The 17,692-nt window shown below is 69.5% G+C and carries 16 protein-coding genes; 15 read left to right on the top strand and 1 reads right to left on the bottom strand.

Annotated elements, in window-relative coordinates; genetic code table 11:
- Window positions 1-3: 3 nt before the first annotated feature.
- Window positions 4-2,316: a heavy metal translocating P-type ATPase gene (locus JKV55_RS16385; protein WP_202087877.1), complete on the top strand. Its 2,313-nt coding sequence runs from the start codon at window positions 4-6 to the stop codon at window positions 2,314-2,316.
- Here JKV55_RS16385 and JKV55_RS16380 read toward each other — a convergent pair.
- A complete protein-coding gene (locus JKV55_RS16380; RefSeq protein WP_202087876.1) occupies window positions 2,270-3,706 on the bottom strand; it encodes a heavy metal sensor histidine kinase in 1,437 nt (478 codons plus the stop codon). The genes JKV55_RS16385 and JKV55_RS16380 overlap by 47 nt on opposite strands.
- A 173-nt stretch (window positions 3,707-3,879) precedes the next feature.
- Between JKV55_RS16380 and JKV55_RS16375 the strand changes: the two genes are divergently transcribed.
- From JKV55_RS16375 to JKV55_RS16310, 14 genes are all read left to right on the top strand, one after another.
- The gene (locus JKV55_RS16375) at window positions 3,880-5,136 is read left to right on the top strand and encodes a TolC family protein (protein WP_202087875.1); all 1,257 of its coding nucleotides are present in this window, start codon (window positions 3,880-3,882) and stop codon (window positions 5,134-5,136) included.
- Window positions 5,137-5,144: 8 nt separating this feature from the next.
- On the top strand, window positions 5,145-6,782 hold the full coding sequence (locus JKV55_RS16370) for an efflux RND transporter periplasmic adaptor subunit (protein WP_202087874.1): 1,638 nt from the start codon (window positions 5,145-5,147) through the stop codon (window positions 6,780-6,782).
- A gap of 2 nt (window positions 6,783-6,784) precedes the next feature.
- Window positions 6,785-9,901: an efflux RND transporter permease subunit gene (locus JKV55_RS16365; RefSeq protein ID WP_202087873.1), complete on the top strand. Its 3,117-nt coding sequence runs from the start codon at window positions 6,785-6,787 to the stop codon at window positions 9,899-9,901.
- 73 nt (window positions 9,902-9,974) lie between these two features.
- Window positions 9,975-10,166: a heavy-metal-associated domain-containing protein gene (locus tag JKV55_RS16360; RefSeq protein WP_202087872.1), complete on the top strand. Its 192-nt coding sequence runs from the start codon at window positions 9,975-9,977 to the stop codon at window positions 10,164-10,166.
- Between the two features lie 137 nt (window positions 10,167-10,303).
- Window positions 10,304-10,708, top strand: coding sequence for a Cu(I)-responsive transcriptional regulator (cueR, locus tag JKV55_RS16355; RefSeq protein WP_202087871.1), 405 nt, complete (start codon window positions 10,304-10,306; stop codon window positions 10,706-10,708).
- A 121-nt stretch (window positions 10,709-10,829) separates the two neighbouring features.
- Window positions 10,830-11,294, top strand: coding sequence for a Na+/H+ antiporter subunit E (locus JKV55_RS16350; protein ID WP_202087870.1), 465 nt, complete (start codon window positions 10,830-10,832; stop codon window positions 11,292-11,294).
- The gene (locus JKV55_RS16345; RefSeq protein WP_202087869.1) at window positions 11,294-11,596 is read left to right on the top strand and encodes an MrpF/PhaF family protein; all 303 of its coding nucleotides are present in this window, start codon (window positions 11,294-11,296) and stop codon (window positions 11,594-11,596) included. Before JKV55_RS16350 ends, JKV55_RS16345 begins: the two co-directional genes overlap by 1 nt.
- Window positions 11,583-11,885 (top strand): monovalent cation/H(+) antiporter subunit G, encoded by a 303-nt coding sequence (locus tag JKV55_RS16340; protein WP_202087868.1) that lies wholly within the window; start codon window positions 11,583-11,585, stop codon window positions 11,883-11,885. The genes JKV55_RS16345 and JKV55_RS16340 overlap by 14 nt, the downstream gene beginning before the upstream one ends.
- Window positions 11,878-12,156, top strand: a complete 279-nt coding sequence (locus JKV55_RS16335) for a Na(+)/H(+) antiporter subunit B (RefSeq protein ID WP_202087867.1) — start codon at window positions 11,878-11,880, stop codon at window positions 12,154-12,156. The genes JKV55_RS16340 and JKV55_RS16335 overlap by 8 nt, the downstream gene beginning before the upstream one ends.
- Entirely contained in the window at window positions 12,153-12,839 is a 687-nt protein-coding gene (locus JKV55_RS16330) for an MnhB domain-containing protein (protein WP_202087866.1), read from the top strand. The genes JKV55_RS16335 and JKV55_RS16330 overlap by 4 nt, the downstream gene beginning before the upstream one ends.
- Window positions 12,836-13,138 carry an NADH-quinone oxidoreductase subunit K gene (locus tag JKV55_RS16325; RefSeq protein WP_202087865.1) on the top strand — a complete coding sequence of 101 codons (303 nt, stop codon included), beginning with the start codon at window positions 12,836-12,838 and terminating at the stop codon, window positions 13,136-13,138. Before JKV55_RS16330 ends, JKV55_RS16325 begins: the two co-directional genes overlap by 4 nt.
- Window positions 13,138-14,592 (top strand): complex I subunit 5 family protein, encoded by a 1,455-nt coding sequence (locus tag JKV55_RS16320; RefSeq protein ID WP_202087864.1) that lies wholly within the window; start codon window positions 13,138-13,140, stop codon window positions 14,590-14,592. Before JKV55_RS16325 ends, JKV55_RS16320 begins: the two co-directional genes overlap by 1 nt.
- The gene (locus JKV55_RS16315) at window positions 14,589-16,085 is read left to right on the top strand and encodes a complex I subunit 5 family protein (RefSeq protein ID WP_202087863.1); all 1,497 of its coding nucleotides are present in this window, start codon (window positions 14,589-14,591) and stop codon (window positions 16,083-16,085) included. The genes JKV55_RS16320 and JKV55_RS16315 overlap by 4 nt, the downstream gene beginning before the upstream one ends.
- Window positions 16,082-17,599, top strand: a complete 1,518-nt coding sequence (locus JKV55_RS16310; protein ID WP_202087862.1) for a proton-conducting transporter transmembrane domain-containing protein — start codon at window positions 16,082-16,084, stop codon at window positions 17,597-17,599. The genes JKV55_RS16315 and JKV55_RS16310 overlap by 4 nt, the downstream gene beginning before the upstream one ends.
- Window positions 17,600-17,692 lie beyond the last annotated feature (93 nt).

The raw sequence follows: 17,692 nt of genomic DNA, 5'->3' as shown, positions 1-17,692 counted from the left end.
GAGATGATGGACAGCATAGCAAGGGAGGCGAAGGCCTCCGGCAGGGCGCCGGGCGGCGGGCCTGCCGAAGCGACCCTGATTGTCCCCGGCATGGGCAGCGACCACTGCGCCGGTCTGGTCGGCACCTCGCTGCGGCGCCTGCCCGGGGTCACGGCGGTCAGCACCCAGATCGCCACCCACAAGGTAACGGTGATGTTCGACGCCGGCCGGACCGATGTGGCCGCGCTCAGGGCGGCGGTCGAGCGGGCCGGCTACGAGGTGGCCCATGCGGGGTTGAAGGGGGAGGCCGAGGCCGGCGCCGAGGCCGAGGAAGCCTACCTGCGCGATGCCCGCAGGCGGCTGTGGCTGGCCGGGGTGCCCACCACCCTGATCATGCTGCTGATGATGGTGGAGATGTTCTGGTTGCCGGTGCCGGGCTACCTGCTGCTGGTCGCCCTGCTGGCGGTGGTGCCGGTCTTCGTCGCCGGTGCCGCCACCCATGTGTCCGCCTGGAAGGCGCTCACCAACAGGACCGCCAACATGGACGTGCTCATCAGCCTGGGCAGCCTGCCGCCCTACCTGATCGGCCTGGTCGGCTTCCTGTTTCCCATGACTTCCTTTATGGAAATGGCCTCGACCATCATGACCTTCCACCTGCTCGGCCGCTACCTGGAAAGCCGGGCCAAGGGCCGGGCTTCCCAGGCCATCCGCCAGTTGTTGGAGCTGGGCGCCAAGAGTGCCCGGGTACTGCGTGACGGCGAAGAGGTGGAACTGCCCATCGGCGAGGTGCAGGTGGGCGACCTGATGGTGGTGCGCCCCGGTGAGAAGATCCCCTCCGACGGCGAGGTGATCGAGGGGGCCAGCCATGTGGACGAGTCCCTGGCCACCGGCGAGCCGCTGCCGGTCGAGAAGGCCCCCGGTGACGGGGTGATCGGGGCCACCATCAACAAGGAGGGTCTGCTGCGGGTGCGCGCCACCCGGGTCGGGGAAGATACCTTCCTGGCCCAGGTGATCGGCCTGGTGGAGCGGGCCCAGGGCTCCAAGGTGCCGATCCAGGAGTTCGCGGATCGGGTGACCGGCCGCTTCGTGCCCCTGGTGCTGCTGACAAGCCTGCTCAGCCTGGCGGTTTGGCTGGGGTTCGGGGAGGCATTGCGAGGCATCCTGTACTGGGGGGCGGGCTTCCTGCCCTGGGTCAATCCGGAACTGTCGGCGCCCCTGGTGGCCCTGCTGTCCAGCGTGGCGGTGCTGGTGATCGCCTGTCCCTGCGCCCTGGGCCTGGCCACGCCCACCGCCCTGATGGTGGGGGCCGGGCGGGGCGCCGAGCTGGGTATACTGTACCGCTCCGGCGAGGCCATTCAGACCTTCAAGGACATCCGGGTGGTGGTGTTCGACAAGACCGGCACCCTGACCCGGGGACAGCCGGTGGTGACCGATCTGGTGCCGGCCGGGGGCGTGTCGGCGGACGAGCTGCTGGTGCTGGCCACGGCGGTCGAGGTCGGCTCCGAGCACCCCATCGCCCAGGCGCTGCGGGACAGGGCCGGGGAAGCGCATCTTGCGCTGCCGCCGCTCGAGGCCTTCGAGGCGCTCAACGGCCGGGGGGTACAGGCCCGCCTCGAGGGTGCCCTGGTGCGGGTGGGCAACGGCCGCTGGATGGCCGAATGCGGGCTGGACACGAACGAGCTGGCGGGGGCGCTGGCCGGGATGGAGGAGCAGGGCAAGACCGCCCTCTATGTGGCCCGTGAACACCGGCTGATCGGGGTGGTGGCCATCGCCGACACCCTCAAGGCCGATGCCCGGGAGGCGGTGGCCGCGCTCAAGACCATGGGCATCCGCACCGTGATGCTCACCGGCGACAACGAGCGGGCCGCCCGCCATGTGGCGGCCCAGGTGGGCATCGACAGCGTCTACGCCCAGGTGCTGCCGGAAGGCAAAATAGACAAGGTGCGGGAGCTGCAGGCCGAGGTGGGGCCCTGGGTGGCCATGGTGGGGGACGGCATCAACGACGCCCCGGCCCTGAAGCAGGCCAACGTGGGCATCGCCATCGGCGCCGGCGCCGACGTGGCGGTGGAGGCCGCCGACGTCATCCTGATCGGCGACCGCCTCGGCGGCGTGGTACAGGCCGCGCACCTCTCGCGGCTGACCTTCCGCAAGATAGTCGAAAACCTGCTGTGGGCCTCCGGCTACAATGTGGCCGCCATTCCCATCGCCGCCCTGGGGTTGCTGCACCCCATGATAGGGGTAGTCGCCATGACCGCCAGCTCGCTGTCGGTTGTCGGCAACTCGCTCCGGCTCAAGCGGACGCCCCTGGCGGGCGCGTCCGGGGAAAGCGGGCGCTGAAGCGGGTTTCGTGCTCGTCGGAGTGCACCGACAGGGTACCGCCGTGGGCCTGGACGATGGCCTTGGCGATGGACAGCCCCAGGCCGGTGCCGTCGGTCGCCGACTGGCGGGCGCTGTCGGCGCGGTAGAAGCGATCGAACAGGCGCGGCCACTGCTCGGCGGGGATGGGGGTGCCCGGGTTGGCGACGGCCACGATCACGGCGTCGTCGTCCCGCCCTATCTCCACCCGGATCTCGGCCCCGGCCGGGGTATAGCGGATGGCATTGGACAGCAGGTTGCTGAAGGCCCGTTGCAGCATGGCGCGATCGCCGTGCAGCCGGGTCTCGCCCCGGCGCCGCAGCCGCAGCTGTTGCTCGCTGGCCAGGGGCTCGAAGAATTCCAGCAGTTCGTCCACTTCCCCGGCCAGGTCGACCTCTTCGGCCAGCACGGTCAGCAGCCCCTGCTCCGACTTGGCCAAAAACAGCATCTCGCCGATCATCCGCGCCAGCCGCTCGGCCGCCTCCAGGTTGTTGTACAGCGCTTCCCGGTAGTCGTCGGCGTCGCGCTCCCGGGATAGCGCAACCTGGGTCTGCATCATCAGGCTGTTGACCGGGGTGCGCAGCTCGTGGGCGATATCCGAGGAAAACTCGGACAGCCGCCGGAAGGAGTCCTCCAGCCGATCCAGCATGGCGTTGAAGGCCTGGATGGGGGCGTGCAGCTCCACCGGCGCCTGCGCCAGCGACAGCCGGTGATCGAGCTTGGCGGCGCTGACCCGGGTGGACACCGAGGCCAGCTCCCGCAACGGCTTGAGCCCCAGGCGGGAGGCCAGCCAGCCCAGCAGCACCGAGATCAGGGCGATGCCGCCGGTAAACCAGGCCAGCCCCTTCTTGATGTCGTCGATAAAGTGCTGGTGGTAGCTGGTGTCCAGCACCACCCGGATCAGCACCCGCTCGGGGGCGCCGGGCCAGGGCAGGGGCGGGCCGAAGTCTTCCCACTCGGCCAGGCCGCGATAGACGATGCCCTGCTCCTCCCAGGTTTGCTGCCAACTGGCCGACGGCGGCATCGCCAGGGGCAGGTGCTCCAGCCCCGGCTGGCGGGCGCCGGGCGGCCGGGCATCGACCAGCATCCGGCCGTCCGGATCCAGCATCAGGATATAGTGGCTGCCGTGGCCGGAGAGGGCGTCGTTGAGGTGCTCTTCCAGCAGGGGCCAGCGCTGGCCGTCACCCTGCAGGTGGGTGGCGAGGAAGTTGCGGGCCAGCTGCAGCTTGCCCTGGATATCGGCTTGGTCCTGCTGGTCGAAATGGTGGTCCAGGGACTGGATCAGCACCAGGCTGACCAGGCTCCAGATGCCGATCATGGTCACGCCGAACAGCAGGCTCAGGCGGGTGGTCAGGGAAAGAAAGCTGCCCATCTTGGCGGTCGGACTCCTTGCCGGGTCGGTGAGGTAACGCTATGCAATGGCGGCCACTTTACCATTTTGTTCCCCCCATCCGCCCGGATGACAGAAATGTAATGCTGCCGTCAGCTTGGCATCAGGTTGAACATCCATGCTGTAACCATGGTTATAGAACAGTGGATGCCCCCATGAAAGAACCCCCGCGCCGCGCCGTTGGTGGCCGGCTGGCCGCCGTGCTGGTCGGCCTTGCCCTGATGAATCCCGCCCTGGCGGAAACCCCTGCCTCCCTCGACCTGCCGGCCTTGCTGGAGCTGGCCGAACGGCACAATCCCGAGCTTGCCGCCATGTCCGCCGAGGTCGAGGCCAGCCGCCAGGCCATCGTCATGGCCAGCGCCTGGGACGACCCTGTGTTGCGCATCGAATGGATGGGCATCGATCCCGACAACCCCACCCTGGCGCCGCGCCGGGTGGGGGAAATGAAGTACGGCATCGAGCAGATGCTGCCCCGCTGGGGCACGCGCGGGCTCGAGGTGGAGCGGGCCGAGGCGGGCAGCCGCCAGGCCGGATTCGAGCGCGAGCAGCGACGGCTCCGGCTGCGTGGCCAGGTGCGCACGGCCTACGCCGACTGGTACCAGGCGCAGGAAAGCCAGCGCATCAACCGGCACCTGGAATTGCTGATCGAGCAGGTCGAGCAGACCGCCCAGCAGCGTTATGCCGTCGGTCTCGGCGCCCAGGCCGAGGTGCTGCGGGCCCAGGCCGAGCGCACCATGCTCGGTAACGAGCAACTGGCGTTGCTGGCCGAGGCGGAAGCCGCCCGGGCCGAGCTGGCCGGCCTGCTCAACCTGGCACCGGCCGCCCTGGGTGGCCAGCCCGACAGCCTGCCCGAATTGCTCGGCCATGAGGCCGACTGGGGGGAGCGGGCCCTGGCCCGCAACCCGGGCCTGAAGGCGCTGGAGCAGCAGCGGCAGGCCGCCGACAGCCGCTACCGGCAGAGCCGGCTGAACAACAGGCCCGAGGTGGGGCTGGGGCTGTCGGCGGTGCAGATGGACAACGAGCTCGACAACGTCGAGCTGATGCTGTCGGTGCGGCTGCCCCTGCAGCAGGGCGCGCGGCGGGCGGAGCGGGCCGAGGCCGGCGCCATGCTGGCGCGCAGCCAGGCCCTGGCAGACGCGGGCCGGCGCGAGCTGGAGCAGGCCGTGCACGGCCTGGTGGCCCGGCGGGACGGCAGCCGGCAGCAGCTGGAACTGCTGCGGCACAGCCTGCTGCCCCAGGCGGAGCTGACCTTTGAATCGGCGCTGGCGGGGTACGCCACCGGCCGGGTGGAATTTGCCATGCTGCTGGATGCCCAGCAACAGATCCGCCGGCTCGGCCAGGACCAGCTGATGGCCGAAGTGGCACGCTTCCGGGCCGAAAACGCCCTGCTGACCCTGACAGGAGAACAATGATGAAAGCCATGTCCACACTGCTGCTGTCGGCGGCGGGGCTGATGCTGGCGGGCGGCGGCTACTGGCTGGGCCAGCAGCAGGTCGCCCCTGCGCCCCAGGCGGCCGATGCCGGCCCCCGCATCCTCTATTACCGCAATCCCATGGGGCTGCCCGACACCTCGCCGGTGCCGAAGAAGGATCCCATGGGCATGGATTATCTCCCGGTGTTCGAGCACGAGCCGGCCGCGGAACCGGCCGGGCGCATCCTCTATTACCGCAATCCCATGGGCTTGCCCGACACCTCGCCGGTGCCGAAGAAGGATCCCATGGGCATGGATTACATCCCCGTTTATGCCAGCGAGGTGACCGGTCCCAACCAGGTCAGGGTATCCGCCGACAAGGTGCAGAAGCTGGGGGTCAGGACCGAAAGGGTGCAGGAGCGCGACTTCAGCCGCAACTTGCGGGCGGTGGCGACCCTGGAGCCGGACGAGGGCGCCCTGTTCTCGGTGGCGCCCCGTTTCGAGGGCTGGGTCGAACGGCTGCTGGTGAAGGAAACCGGCCTGCGGGTGGAGGCCGGCCAGCCGCTGTTCGAGGTATACAGCCCCGAGCTCTACGCCGCCGCCCAGGAATACCGCCTGGCGCACCGGGGCCTGCAACGGCTGGCCGGGGGCGACGAGGCGCTGCGCCGGGGGCTGGCCCAGCTGGCCGACAGCAGCCTGCGCCGGCTGCAGCTGTGGCAGTTGCCCGAGGCGGAGCTGGCGCGCCTGCGCGGGGGCGGCGAGCCCAGGCGCACCATCGCCTATCCGGCGCCGCGCGGCGGCACCGTGCTGGCCAAGCCGGTGCTGGAAGGCGCCCGTTTCATGCCCGGCGAGGAGCTGTTCCGGCTGGCCGATCTGTCCCGGCTCTGGCTGCAGGTCGAAATCCCCGAGCAGGAGCTGGCGCTGGCCGAGCCGGGCCGGCCGGTTTCCATCGGCCTGGAAGCCTATCCCGGCGAGACCTTCGACGGCCGGGTGGCCTTCGTGGCCCCGGTGCTGAACGGCGACACCCGCACCCTCCGGGTGCGGGTCGAGCTGGACAACCCCGGCGGCCGGCTCAAACCCGGCCAGTTCGCCTGGGTGCAGCTGCACCACGACCTCGGCCGGGGCGTGGCGCTGCCCGACTCGGCGGTGATCGACTCGGGCCGGCGCCGGGTGGCCATCGTCGCCCTGGCCGAGGGGCTCTACGAGCCGCGGGAGCTGACCACCGCCGGCCGCCACGACGGCTACTGGCAGGTGGCCGCCGGAGTGGCCCCCGGCGAGCAGGTGGTGACCTCCGCCAACTTCCTGATCGATGCCGAAAGCAACCTGATGGCCGCCCTGCAGGGCATGAACGGCGGCGCCGGGCCGGGGGCGGCGGATGACGGCCGGGAGCATGACGGCCATGCCGGTCACGGCAGCGCTGCCGTGGTGCCGGACGCCGGCCACGGCCATGCCGGTCACGGCGCCGCTGCCATGGAGCCGGACGCCGGCCACGGCCATGCCGGTCACGGCGCCGCTGCCATGGAGCAGGACGCCGGCCACGACCATGCCAGTCACGGTGCCGCTGCCATGGAGCCGGACGCTGGCCACGACCACGGCGGTCTCGGTGGCCATGGCGAGCATGCCCATACGGCGCAGGGAGGGCACTGATCATGCTGAACGCAGTCATTGCCTGGTCGCTCAACAACCGGCTGATCGTGCTGCTGCTGACCGGGCTGCTGGTGATCGGCGGCCTCCAGGCGGTACGGCAGACGCCCCTGGACGCCATTCCGGATCTGTCGGACGTGCAGGTCATCGTCTATACCGACTACGCCGGCCAGGCGCCCCAGGTGGTGGAGGATCAGGTCACCTACCCGCTGGTGACCGCCATGCTGTCGGTGCCCAAGGCCAGGGTGGTGCGGGGCTTTTCCTTCTTCGGCGCCTCTTTCGTGTACGTGATCTTCGAAGACGGCACCGATCTCTACTGGGCCCGTTCGCGGGTGATGGAATACCTCAACGGCGCCGCCGGCCAGTTGCCGGCGGGCGTCACGCCCAGCCTGGGGCCCGACGCCACCGGGGTGGGCTGGGTGTACCAGTATGCGCTGCAGTCCGATCGGCACGATCTGGCCGAGCAGCGCACCCTGCAGGACTGGTTTATCCGCTACCAGCTGACCCAGGCCCAGGGCGTGGCCGAGGTGGCGACGGTGGGCGGCTTCGTGCGCCAGTACCAGGTGGTGGTGGATCCGGTGCGGCTGCGCGCCTACGGCCTGTCGTTTATGGAAGTGGCCGAGGCTATCCGCCAGAGCAACCTGGATGTGGGCGGCCGGGCGGTGGAAATGAGCGAAACCGAGTACATGGTGCGGGGGCGCGGCTACCTGACCGGGGTGGCGGATCTGCGCCAGATAGTGCTCAAGGCCAGCCAGGGCGTGCCGGTGTTGTTGGGGGATGTCGCCCGCATCGAGCTGGGCCCGGACGAGCGGCGGGGCCTGGCCGAGCTCAACGGCGAGGGGGAAGTGGTCGGCGGCATCGCCGTGGCCCGCTACGGCGAGAACGCCCTGGCGGTGATCGACAACCTCAAGCGGACCCTGGCCCGGCTGGCACCGGGCTTGCCCGAGGGTCTGGAGCTGCTGCCGGTGTACGACAGATCCGAGCTTATCCAGCGCGCCATCGACAACCTCAGCCTCAAGCTGTTGGAAGAAAGCCTGGTGGTGGCCCTGGTGTGCTTCGTGTTCCTGCTCCATGCGCGCAGCGCCCTGGTGGCCATCGTCACCCTGCCGCTCGGCATCCTGTTCGCCTTTATCTGCATGCGCGCCCTGGGACTGGGCAGCAACATCATGAGCCTGGGCGGCATCGCCATCGCCATCGGCGCCATGATTGACGCCTCCATCGTCATGATCGAAAACGCCCACAAGCACCTGGAGCGGGCGCCGCCGGGCAAGTCGCGCCATGCCATCATGCTGGAGGCCTGCCAGGAGGTGGGCCCGGCGCTGTTCTTCAGCCTGCTGATCATCACGGTGTCCTTCCTGCCGGTGTTCGCCCTGGAAGATCAGGAAGGACGGCTGTTTTCGCCGCTGGCCTACACCAAGACCTTCGCCATGGCCGGGGCCGCCCTGCTGTCGGTGACCCTGGTGCCGGTGCTGATGCTGATGTTCGTGCGCGGCCGCATCATTGCCGAGCGGCGCAACCCGGTCAACCGCGTGCTGATGTGGCTGTACCGGCCCTGGATCCACGGCGTGCTGCGCTGGAAGAAGCTGACCCTGCTGCTGGCGGTGGTGGCTTTGGTGAGTAGCTGGTGGCCCTATGCCCGGCTCGGCAGCGAATTCATGCCCAGCCTCAACGAGGGCACCCTGCTGTTCATGCCCGCCTCGCTGCCGGGCATGTCGGTGACCAAGGCGGCCGAGCTGGTGCAGACCCAGAACAAGATCATCAAGAGCTTTCCCGAGGTGGCCTCGGTGTTCGGCAAGGCCGGGCGGGCCAACTCGGCCACGGATCCGGCCCCGCTCGAGATGTTCGAAACGGTGATCAACCTGAAACCGGAGCGGGAGTGGCGCCCCGGCCTGACCCTGGACGGGCTGATCGCCGAGCTGGACCAGGCGGTCAGCCTGCCCGGCATCGCCAACGCCTGGACCATGCCGATCAAGGCGCGCACCGACATGCTCTCCACCGGCATCCGGACCCCCATCGGCATCAAGGTGTTCGGCCAGGATCTGCAGGAGATAGAACGGCTGTCGCGGCAGATAGAGGCGGTGGTGCGGCAGGTGCCGGGCACCAGCAGCGCCTTCGCCGAACGCCTGACCGGGGGCTACTACCTCACCATCAGCCCGGATCGGCGCCAACTGGCGCGCTACGGCCTGAGCATGGCCGAGGTGCAGTCGGTGATCGCCGCCGCCCTGGGCGGTGAGCTGGTGACCACCACGGTGGAGGGGCGGGAGCGCTTCGGCGTGAGCCTGCGCTACCCGCGCGAACTGCGCGGCGACCCGGACACCATCGCCCGCGAGGTGCTGGTGGCCGGGATGGACGGGGCCCTGATCCCGCTCGGCCAGCTGGCGGACATTCGCATCGAGCAGGGCACGCCGGGCATCCGCACCGAAAACGGCCTGCTGTCGGCCTACATCTACGTCGATATCCGCGAGCGGGACATCGGCGGCTACGTGGCCGAGGCCCGCGAGGCGGTGCAGGATCAGGTGTCCTTCCCGCCCGGCTACTACGCGGTGTGGAGCGGTCAGTTCGAAAGCATGGAACGGGCCATGGAGAAGATGAAGCTGGTGGTGCCGGCCACCCTGGCACTGATCTTCCTGCTGCTCTACCTCAACTTCCGGCGCCTGACCGAGACCCTGATCGTGATGCTGTCGGTGCCTTTCGCCCTGATCGGCGGGGTCTGGCTGCTGTGGTGGCTCGACTACAACCTGAGCGTGGCGGTGGCGGTGGGCTTTATCGCCCTGGCCGGGGTGGCGGCCGAGACCGGGGTGATCATGCTGATCTACCTGGATCAGGCCTGGCAGACGCTGTGCCGCCAGTGCCGGGAGGAGGGGCGGGCCCCGGGGGCGGCCGATCTCTATGCCGCCGTCATCGAGGGCGCGGTGGAGCGGGTACGGCCCAAGATGATGACGGTGGTGTCGGTGATGGCCGGCCTGCTGCCGATCATGTGGGGCACGGGCACTGGCTCCGAGGTGATGCGCCGCATCGCCGCCCCCATGGTGGGCGGTATGGTGTCCTCGACCATACTGACCCTGCTGGTGATACCGGCGCTCTATGCCTGGATCAAGGAGCGGCGGCTGGAACAGTCGTAAAAAGGGCTTGACCTTGCCCTTGTGGTAAGGTTGAAAGTAAGGGGGTGAAGCAACCAAACACGAGGAGAGAGCGATGCTGACCTTTACCCTGCCCGACATGAGCTGCGGCCATTGCACCGGCGCCATCAGCCGGGCGCTGAAAGAGCTGGACCCGGGCTGCGTGCTGGAATTCGACCTGGCGGCGCATCGCTTGCAGGTGGCGAGCGCCATCGGTCGGGACGAGGTGATCGAGGCCCTGGTGGAAGCCGGCTACCCGCCGGCCTGAGCCGGGCGGACATCTTTTTAACCGCGGTGCGCCATGGACTCCCGCCTTCGCGGGAGTGACACCGCACCGTCATGCCCGCGCAGGCGGGCATCCAGGGACGGGGCACAATACCGGATGATGGCACTACGGAGGTTCCCATGAATATCGGAGAGGCGGCGCGGCGGGCCGGGGTGTCGGCCAAGATGATCCGCCACTATGAACAGAGCGGTCTGCTCAGGCCGGCGGCCCGCACCGAGTCCGGCTACCGGCAATACGATCGGCACAGCGTCGAGGAGCTCAAGTTCATCCGCCAGGCGCGGCTGCTGGGCTTTTCCATCCGCCAGATTGAAGACCTGCTCCGGCTGCGGCGGGATCCGCACCGGGCCAGCCGGGCGGTACGCGAGCTGGCCGAGCAGCACCTGGCGGAGGTGGAGGAAAAGATGCGGGAGCTGGCCGCCATGAAAACCACCCTGGAACAACTGATCGCCGCCTGCCCGGGCGATGAGCACCCCGACTGCGCCATTCTGGAACAGCTCTCCGCCCCCGCGAACGAACAGCCGTAACACCGAGGGCGGCCGGCCAGCCCGGCCGCCATCCGGCCACCCGAGAAAGCGAAACCTGCCTGCACCCGGCCCCGGTGTCCTATAGTCTTTTATAACAGAATCAATTACGTAAAGGACGGTTATGGTTCGTTTCCTGGCGCTGGCGATACTCTGGTGGGTGCTGACCGAGGGCGAGATCTCCGCCCTTGCCCTGGGGCTGGCGGTCGCGCTGGCGGTGGCCCTGCTGACCGCCGGGCTCTTCCCACCGGGCGGGTACCGCATCCGCCTGCGCCGGCTTCCCCGCTTTCTTTTTTTCTTCGTTACCCGCTCGATGGCCGCCGGGCTCGACGTGGCGCGCCGGTTGCTGCTGCCTTCCCTGCCGGTCGATCCCGGTATCCGGACTCTGCCGCTGCGTCTGCCCCCGGGGAGCCCGCGCTGGCTGTTGGCCAACGTGCTGAGCCTGCTGCCGGGCACCCTGTCGGTGCGGCTGCATGAGCGCGGCCTCGAGCTGCATTGCCTGGATCTGGGCATGCCGGTGGCGGCCTCGCTGCGGGACGCCGAGCGCCATGTCGCCCTGCTGTTCGAACTGCCGGGGGACTGGCCCTGATGGCGGCGGTGCTGTCCCTGGTGGCCGGCCTGTTGCTGCTGAGCCTGCTGCTCGGCCTGTGGCGGGTGTGGCGGGGGCCGGCGGCGGCGGATCGCATGCTGGCGGCCCAGTTGTTCGGCACCACCGGCATCGGCCTGCTTCTGGTGCTGGCTGAGTCCATGCAGGAGCCGGCCCTGCGGGACGTGGCCCTGGTGCTGGCGGTGCTGGCCATACTGGCCACCGTGGCCTTTGTCACCCGGGTGGTGCGCATCGACAGCGGGCGGGACGGCAAGGAGGGAGGACGAGACCATGACGCCCCTTGAACTGGTGCAGAGCCTGCTGCTGTTGGCGGGGTGCTTCTTCTACGCCGTCGGTACCCTGGGCCTGTTCCGCTTTCCCGATACCCTGAGCCGCATCCATGCCCTGACCAAGGTGGACAACCTGGGGCTGGGCCTGATCATCCTGGGGTTGCTGCCCTTTGCCGCTTCGCTGGCGGGAGCGGCCAAGCTGGTGTTGATCTGGCTGCTGGCGCTGGCGGCCAGCGCCACCGCCGCCCACCTGGTGGCGCTGGCGGTGCGGCCTCGGGCCGACGAGGAGGAACACCATGATTGAACTGTTGCCGGATCTGCTGCTGGTCATCGCCCTGCTGCTGACCGCCCTGGGCACTCTGTTGTCGCCGGATCTGTTCCGCGCCGTGGTGATGTTCATGGCCTTCGGCCTGCTGATGGCCCTGGCCTGGGTGCGGCTCCATGCCCCCGATATCGCCCTGGTCGAGGCGGCCCTCGGCGCCGGCCTGACCGGGGTCCTGCTGCTGGATGCGGTGAGTCATTTCCGGGAGCCCCGCGCCGGCGACAGGGCGCCCCCGGGCGAGGAGGACAGATGAAGGCGGTGCTGGTGCTGTTGTCCAGCCTGGCGCTGACCGGGGCCCTGGGGCACACCGCCTGGCAGCTGCTGGCCCGGGAGGCGGCGGTGGAGCTGCGCCTGCGGGTGGCCGAACGGCTGCCGGACAGCGGCGTGGACCATGCCGTGACCGCCGTGCTGCTGAATTTTCGCAGCTACGACACCCTGCTGGAGATAGGGGTGCTGATGGTGGCGGGGCTGGCCGGCCTGTCCATGCGCGCGGTGGCGCCCATGGAGGCGCGGGAACTGCACACCCGGGATCCCCTGCTGCGGGCGCTGATGCGCTGGTTCGTGCCCTTGCTGCTGGTGCTGGCCGCCTACCTGCTGTGGGCGGGCAGCGACCGTCCCGGCGGCGCCTTCCAGGCCGGCTCCGTGCTGGGCGCCACCGGGGTGCTGCTGCGCCTGGGCGGGGTGCCGCTGCCCTTTTTGCGGCCGGGGCCGATGCTGCGGCTGGGGCTGGTGGTCGGCTTCGCCGTTTTCCTGCTGGTGGCGGTGATGGGGGCGGTGCGCGGGGACGCCTTCCTGGCCTATCCGCCCGCCTGGGCCGGCGGGCTTATCCTGCTGATCGAGGCCATGCTCACCCTGTCCATCGCCATGGTACTGGTGGGGCTGTTCGCGGTGGCGCCGGCGCAACCGTCCGCCGCCGACCGGGGGGAGAAGCCATGATGCAGGTGCAACTCTATGTGCTGGCCGCGGTGGCCCTGTGCGGCATCGGGCTGGCGGGATTGCTGCTCTGCCGCCACCTGCTGCGGCGGCTGATGGCCTTCAACCTGATGGGCTCGGGCACCTTCCTGCTGCTGGTCGGCCTGGCCCAGCCCGAGGGCCTGGCCGATCCCGTGCCCCAGGCACTGGTGCTGACCGGCATAGTGGTGGCCTTGGCGGCCACCGCCCTGGCGCTGGTGCTGATCCGGCGCTGGTACCACCTGAGCGGGCACACGAGCCTGGGCCGAGGGCCCGACTCCTGATGCTGGCGCTGCTGATCCCCGGTTTGCTGTTCACCCCCCTGGCCTGGGCGGTGATGTCCGTGCTGGTGGATTTTCGCCGGGGCTACTGGCTCTGTTGGGCCGGAATACTGCTGCAGGCGCTGGTGTCCGTCGGCCTGTGGCTGACCGTCGCCCGGGAGGGGGGGCAGTATTATGCCCTGGGCGGCTGGCCGGCCCCCCTGGGAATAGAGCTCAGGGTGGACGGCATGGCGGTGACCTTTGTGCTGTTCACCGCCCTGGTGGCTTCGGCCGCCGCCCTGCACGCGGGGGTTTACCTGGATGCCGCCAAGGGGGACCCGCGTTATTTCTGGCCTTTGTTCTGGTTTCTGTGGGCCGGACTGAACGGGGTCTGGCTGGCGGGGGATCTGTTCAACCTCTATGTGGGGCTGGAGCTCATCACCCTGGCGGCGGTGGGGCTGGTGGCCCTGGGCGGGGAGGCCGGGGCGCTGCGCGCCGCCTTGCGCTATCTGTTTGCCGCCCTGCTGGGCTCCCTGGGCTATCTGCTGGCGGTGGCGTTGCTCTACGGCGGTTATGGCACCCTGTCCCTGTCCGGCCTGGCGGCGCTCGCCGCCGAGCAGCCGCCGCCGCTGCTGGTGATCCTGCTCGCCGCCGCCGGCCTGGCGTTCAAGACCGCCCTGTTTCCGCTGCATTTCTGGCTGCCTCCGGCCCACGGCATCGCCAAGTCGCCGGTCAGTGCCCTGCTGTCGGCGCTGGTGGTGAAGGCCTCGTTCTATGTCTTCGCCCGCCTGTGGTGGGGGCTGGGGGAGGGCGCCGCCGGCTGGTGGCTGGCCCAGGCCCTGGGGGCCCTGGGCGCCGGCGGGGTGCTGGTGGGCGGCTGGCTGGCGCTGCGCCAGGCGCGGCTGAAGATGGTGGTGGCCTATTCCTCGGTGGCCCAGATAGGCTATCTCTTCCTGTTGTTTCCCCTGAGCCAGGGCGGAGAAACGGCCGAACTGGCCCGCCAGGGGGTCATGCTGCACCTGCTGAGCCATGCCCTGGCCAAGGCGGCCATGTTCCTGGCGGCGGGCAACCTGATCCTGGCGGTGGGCAGCCCGCGGGTGGACGCCCTGGCCGGGGTGAGCCGCTTCCTGCCCTTTTCGCTGTTTTCCTTCGGCCTGGCGGCGGTGTCCTTGATGGGGCTGCCGCCTTCCGGCGGCTTCGTCGCCAAGTGGCTGCTGCTGCAGGCCAGCATCCGCAGCGGCCAGTGGTGGTGGATACTGCTGCTGGTGGCGGGGGGGCTGCTGTCGGCGCTCTACCTGTTCCGCATCTTCCGCGCTTCCTTTCTCGAAAAGGGGGGCGAAGATACCTTCTACCACCCGCCCCGGGGACTGGAGGTGATCCCCATGGTGCTGGCGCTGATGGCCATCGGCCTCGGTTTCGCGGCGGAGTGGCCGCTGGCGGTGCTGGCCCTGCCCTTCGCCGGGGAGGGGGGATCGTGAATCTCACCACCTGGATGCCGGTGCTGGTGATCATGACCTCGCTGCTGGCGGCGCTGATCATCTTTATGCTGCCGGAGCAGAGCCATGGCAAGCGCATCCTGGTCAACCTGCTGGCGGCGGTGATCAAGCTGGGGCTGGTGGTGGTGATGACCCTGGGGGTGTTCCGGGGCACCGACTACGGCCTGAGCTTTCCCCTGGCGCCGGGGGTGAACCTGGTGCTGCAGGCGGACGGCCTGTCGGTGATGTTCGCCGCCCTGTCCGCCCTGCTCTGGCTGTTCACCACCATCTATGCGGTGGGTTACCTGGAGGGCTCGCCCAACCGCAGCCGCTTCTTCGGCTTCTTCAGCCTGTGTGTGGCCAGCACCATGGGCATCGCCCTGGCGGGCAACCTGTTCACCTTCCTGCTGTTTTACGAGATGCTGACCCTGTCCACCTACCCGCTGGTGGTGCACAGGGGCAATGATCAGGTCATCCGGGCGGGCAACAACTACCTGCTGTATACCCTGTCCGGCGGCGTGGTGCTGATGCTGGGCATCGCCTGGCTGCACGCCCTGGTAGGGGATCTGAATTTCCGCGCCACCGGCCAGCTGCGCGAGCTCGATCCGGCGCTGTACGGCACCCTGTCGATGATCTTCGTGCTGCTGATCGCCGGCCTGGCGGTGAAGGCGGCGATCTTTCCCTTCCACGGCTGGCTGCCCAGGGCCATGGTGGCGCCGGCGCCGGTCAGCGCCCTGTTGCACGCGGTGGCGGTGGTCAAGGCCGGCGCCTTCGGCATAGTGCGGGTGGTCTACGATATCTACGGCATCGAGTTCAGCCAGGCCCTGGGGCTGCTGCAGCCCCTGGCCTGGCTGACCGCCTTTACCGTGCTGTACGGCTCGCTGCAGGCCCTGTTCCAGCAAAACCTCAAGCGGCGGCTGGCCTTTTCCACCGTCAGCCAGGTGTCCTACATCATACTGGGGGTGGCCCTGTTCGGTCCCCTGGGCACCGTCGGCGGCCTGGTCCACCTGCTGCACCAGGGCATCATGAAGGTGACCCTGTTCTTCTGTGCCGGCAACTACGCGCAAACCCTGGGGGTGACCCGCATCGACCAGCTCGACGGCGCCGGCCGGCGGATGCCCGGCACCAGCATCGCCTTTACCATAGGCGCCTTCGGCATGATGGGGGCGCCGCCCCTGGCGGGCTTTATCACCAAGTGGATGCTGGGCTCGGGGGCGCTGGCGGCGGGCATGGCCTGGGTGCTGCCGGTGCTGATCGCCAGCAGCCTGCTCAATGCCGCCTATTTCCTGCCGATAGTGCACCGGCTGTGGTTTCGCCCGGCGCCTGCTTACTGGCCGCAGGAGCGGGGCCGGGGCCGGCTGGAGACCAGCGGCTGGCTGCTGTGGCCGGCCCTGTGCACCGCCCTGTTCACCGTGCTGGCCGGGGTGCTGGCCTCGGCGCCCTTCAGCCCCCTCAGCTGGGCGCGCCTCATCGCCCTGCGGGAGTATCTGCCATGACCGCCCTGCTGGTGCTGACCGTGCTGCTGCCCCTGGGCCTGCTGCCCCTGGCCGGCCTGACCAGAAGCGGCCTGGCCTGGCGGCTGGGGCTGGTACTGATGCCGCTGCCGGGCTTGCTGCTGGCCCTGGCCTACGAGGGGCCCGTCTCCCTTTCCCTGCCCTATCTGCTGACCGGCGCCCTCTGGGGGCTGGACGATCTGCGCCGCCTGCTGCTGCTGGCGGCGGCGGCGTTGTGGCTGGCGGCCGGGCTCTACGCGGTGGGCTACCTGAAGCGGCGCCGCCGTCGCTTCTACCTGCTGTGGGCCCTGACGCTCACCGGTAACCTGGGCCTGATGGTGTCGCTGGATCTGGCGAGCTTCTACTCCTTCTTCGCGCTGATGACCTTTGCCGGCTACGGCCTGGTGATCCACGACCAGACTCCCAGGGCGCTGTTTGCCGGCAAGGTCTACCTGGTGATGGCGCTGCTGGGGGAGATGCTGCTGCTGGCCGGGCTGCTGCTGGCGGCCCAGCGGGCGGGCAGCATGATGCTGGCCGAGCTGGCCCCGGCGGTGGCGGCCGCGGAGCGGGGCGGCTTCATCTTTCTGCTGTTGCTGTTGGGCTTCGGGGTCAAGGCCGGGTTGCCGCTGCTGCATTTCTGGCTGCCCCTGGCCCATCCGGTGGCACCCACCCCGGCCAGCGCCGTGCTGAGCGGGGCCATGATCAAGGCCGGGCTGCTGGGCTGGGTGCTGCTGCTGCCCCTGGGGTTGCCCGGCCAGGAGGCCCTCGGCCGGGGGTTGGTGCTGGCGGGGGCGGTCGGCGCCCTCGGCGGCGCCCTGCTGGGGCTGATGCAGCAGGCGCCCAAGACCATACTGGCCTATTCCAGCATCAGCCAGATGGGGCTGATGACCCTGCTGGTGGGGGCCGCCGTGGCGGCTCCCGGGCAGGCGGCGGCCATGGTGCCGGTGATCGGCCTCTATGCCCTGCACCATGGCCTGGCCAAGGGCGCCCTCTTTCTTGCCACCGGCCTGCCACGGCCGGTGCACCGGAGCGGGCAGGCGCTGTGGTGGCTGCTGGTGGCGCTGCCGGGGCTGTCCCTGGCGGGCCTGCCCCTGACCAGCGGGGCCGTGGCCAAGCTGGCGATGAAGTCGGTGTTGGTACCGGATCTGCCGGGCGTCGGGCTGCCTTCCCTGCTGCCGGCGCTGATGAGCGCCGGGGCCCTGGCCACCACCCTGGTGGTGATGCGTTTTCTGTGGTGCCTGCAGGGGGATGCCAATAGCGGGCGCCATTCCCCCTGGATGCTGGCGGGCTGGGGCGGCCTGACCCTGGTCAGCCTGGTGCTGTTCTGGTGGCTGCCCTGGCGGGCCACGGCGGAGCTGGCGCCCATGACCTTCGGCGAAACGGGCCTGACGCACGCCTGGAGCCTGCTGTGGCCCATCATGGCGGGGTTGCTGCTGACCCTGCTGGTCCTGTTTATCCGCTCCGGGAGGATTGAGCGCTCCGGGGCGGCCCGGGCCGATACCGGCCGGGGCGGATGACGGTGGGCCGTTGCACAAACTCTCTTTTTGCGCTTGACCTTCCCACGATGGCAAGCCTGATAGTGGACCCATAATGTCACACCAGGGAATTCC

Source organism: Zobellella iuensis (assembly GCF_016746085.1).
Lineage (GTDB): Bacteria > Pseudomonadota > Gammaproteobacteria > Enterobacterales > Aeromonadaceae > Oceanimonas > Oceanimonas iuensis.
Note: the sequence above shows the minus strand (reverse complement) of the source record. Positions and strands in the feature narration are given on the sequence as shown.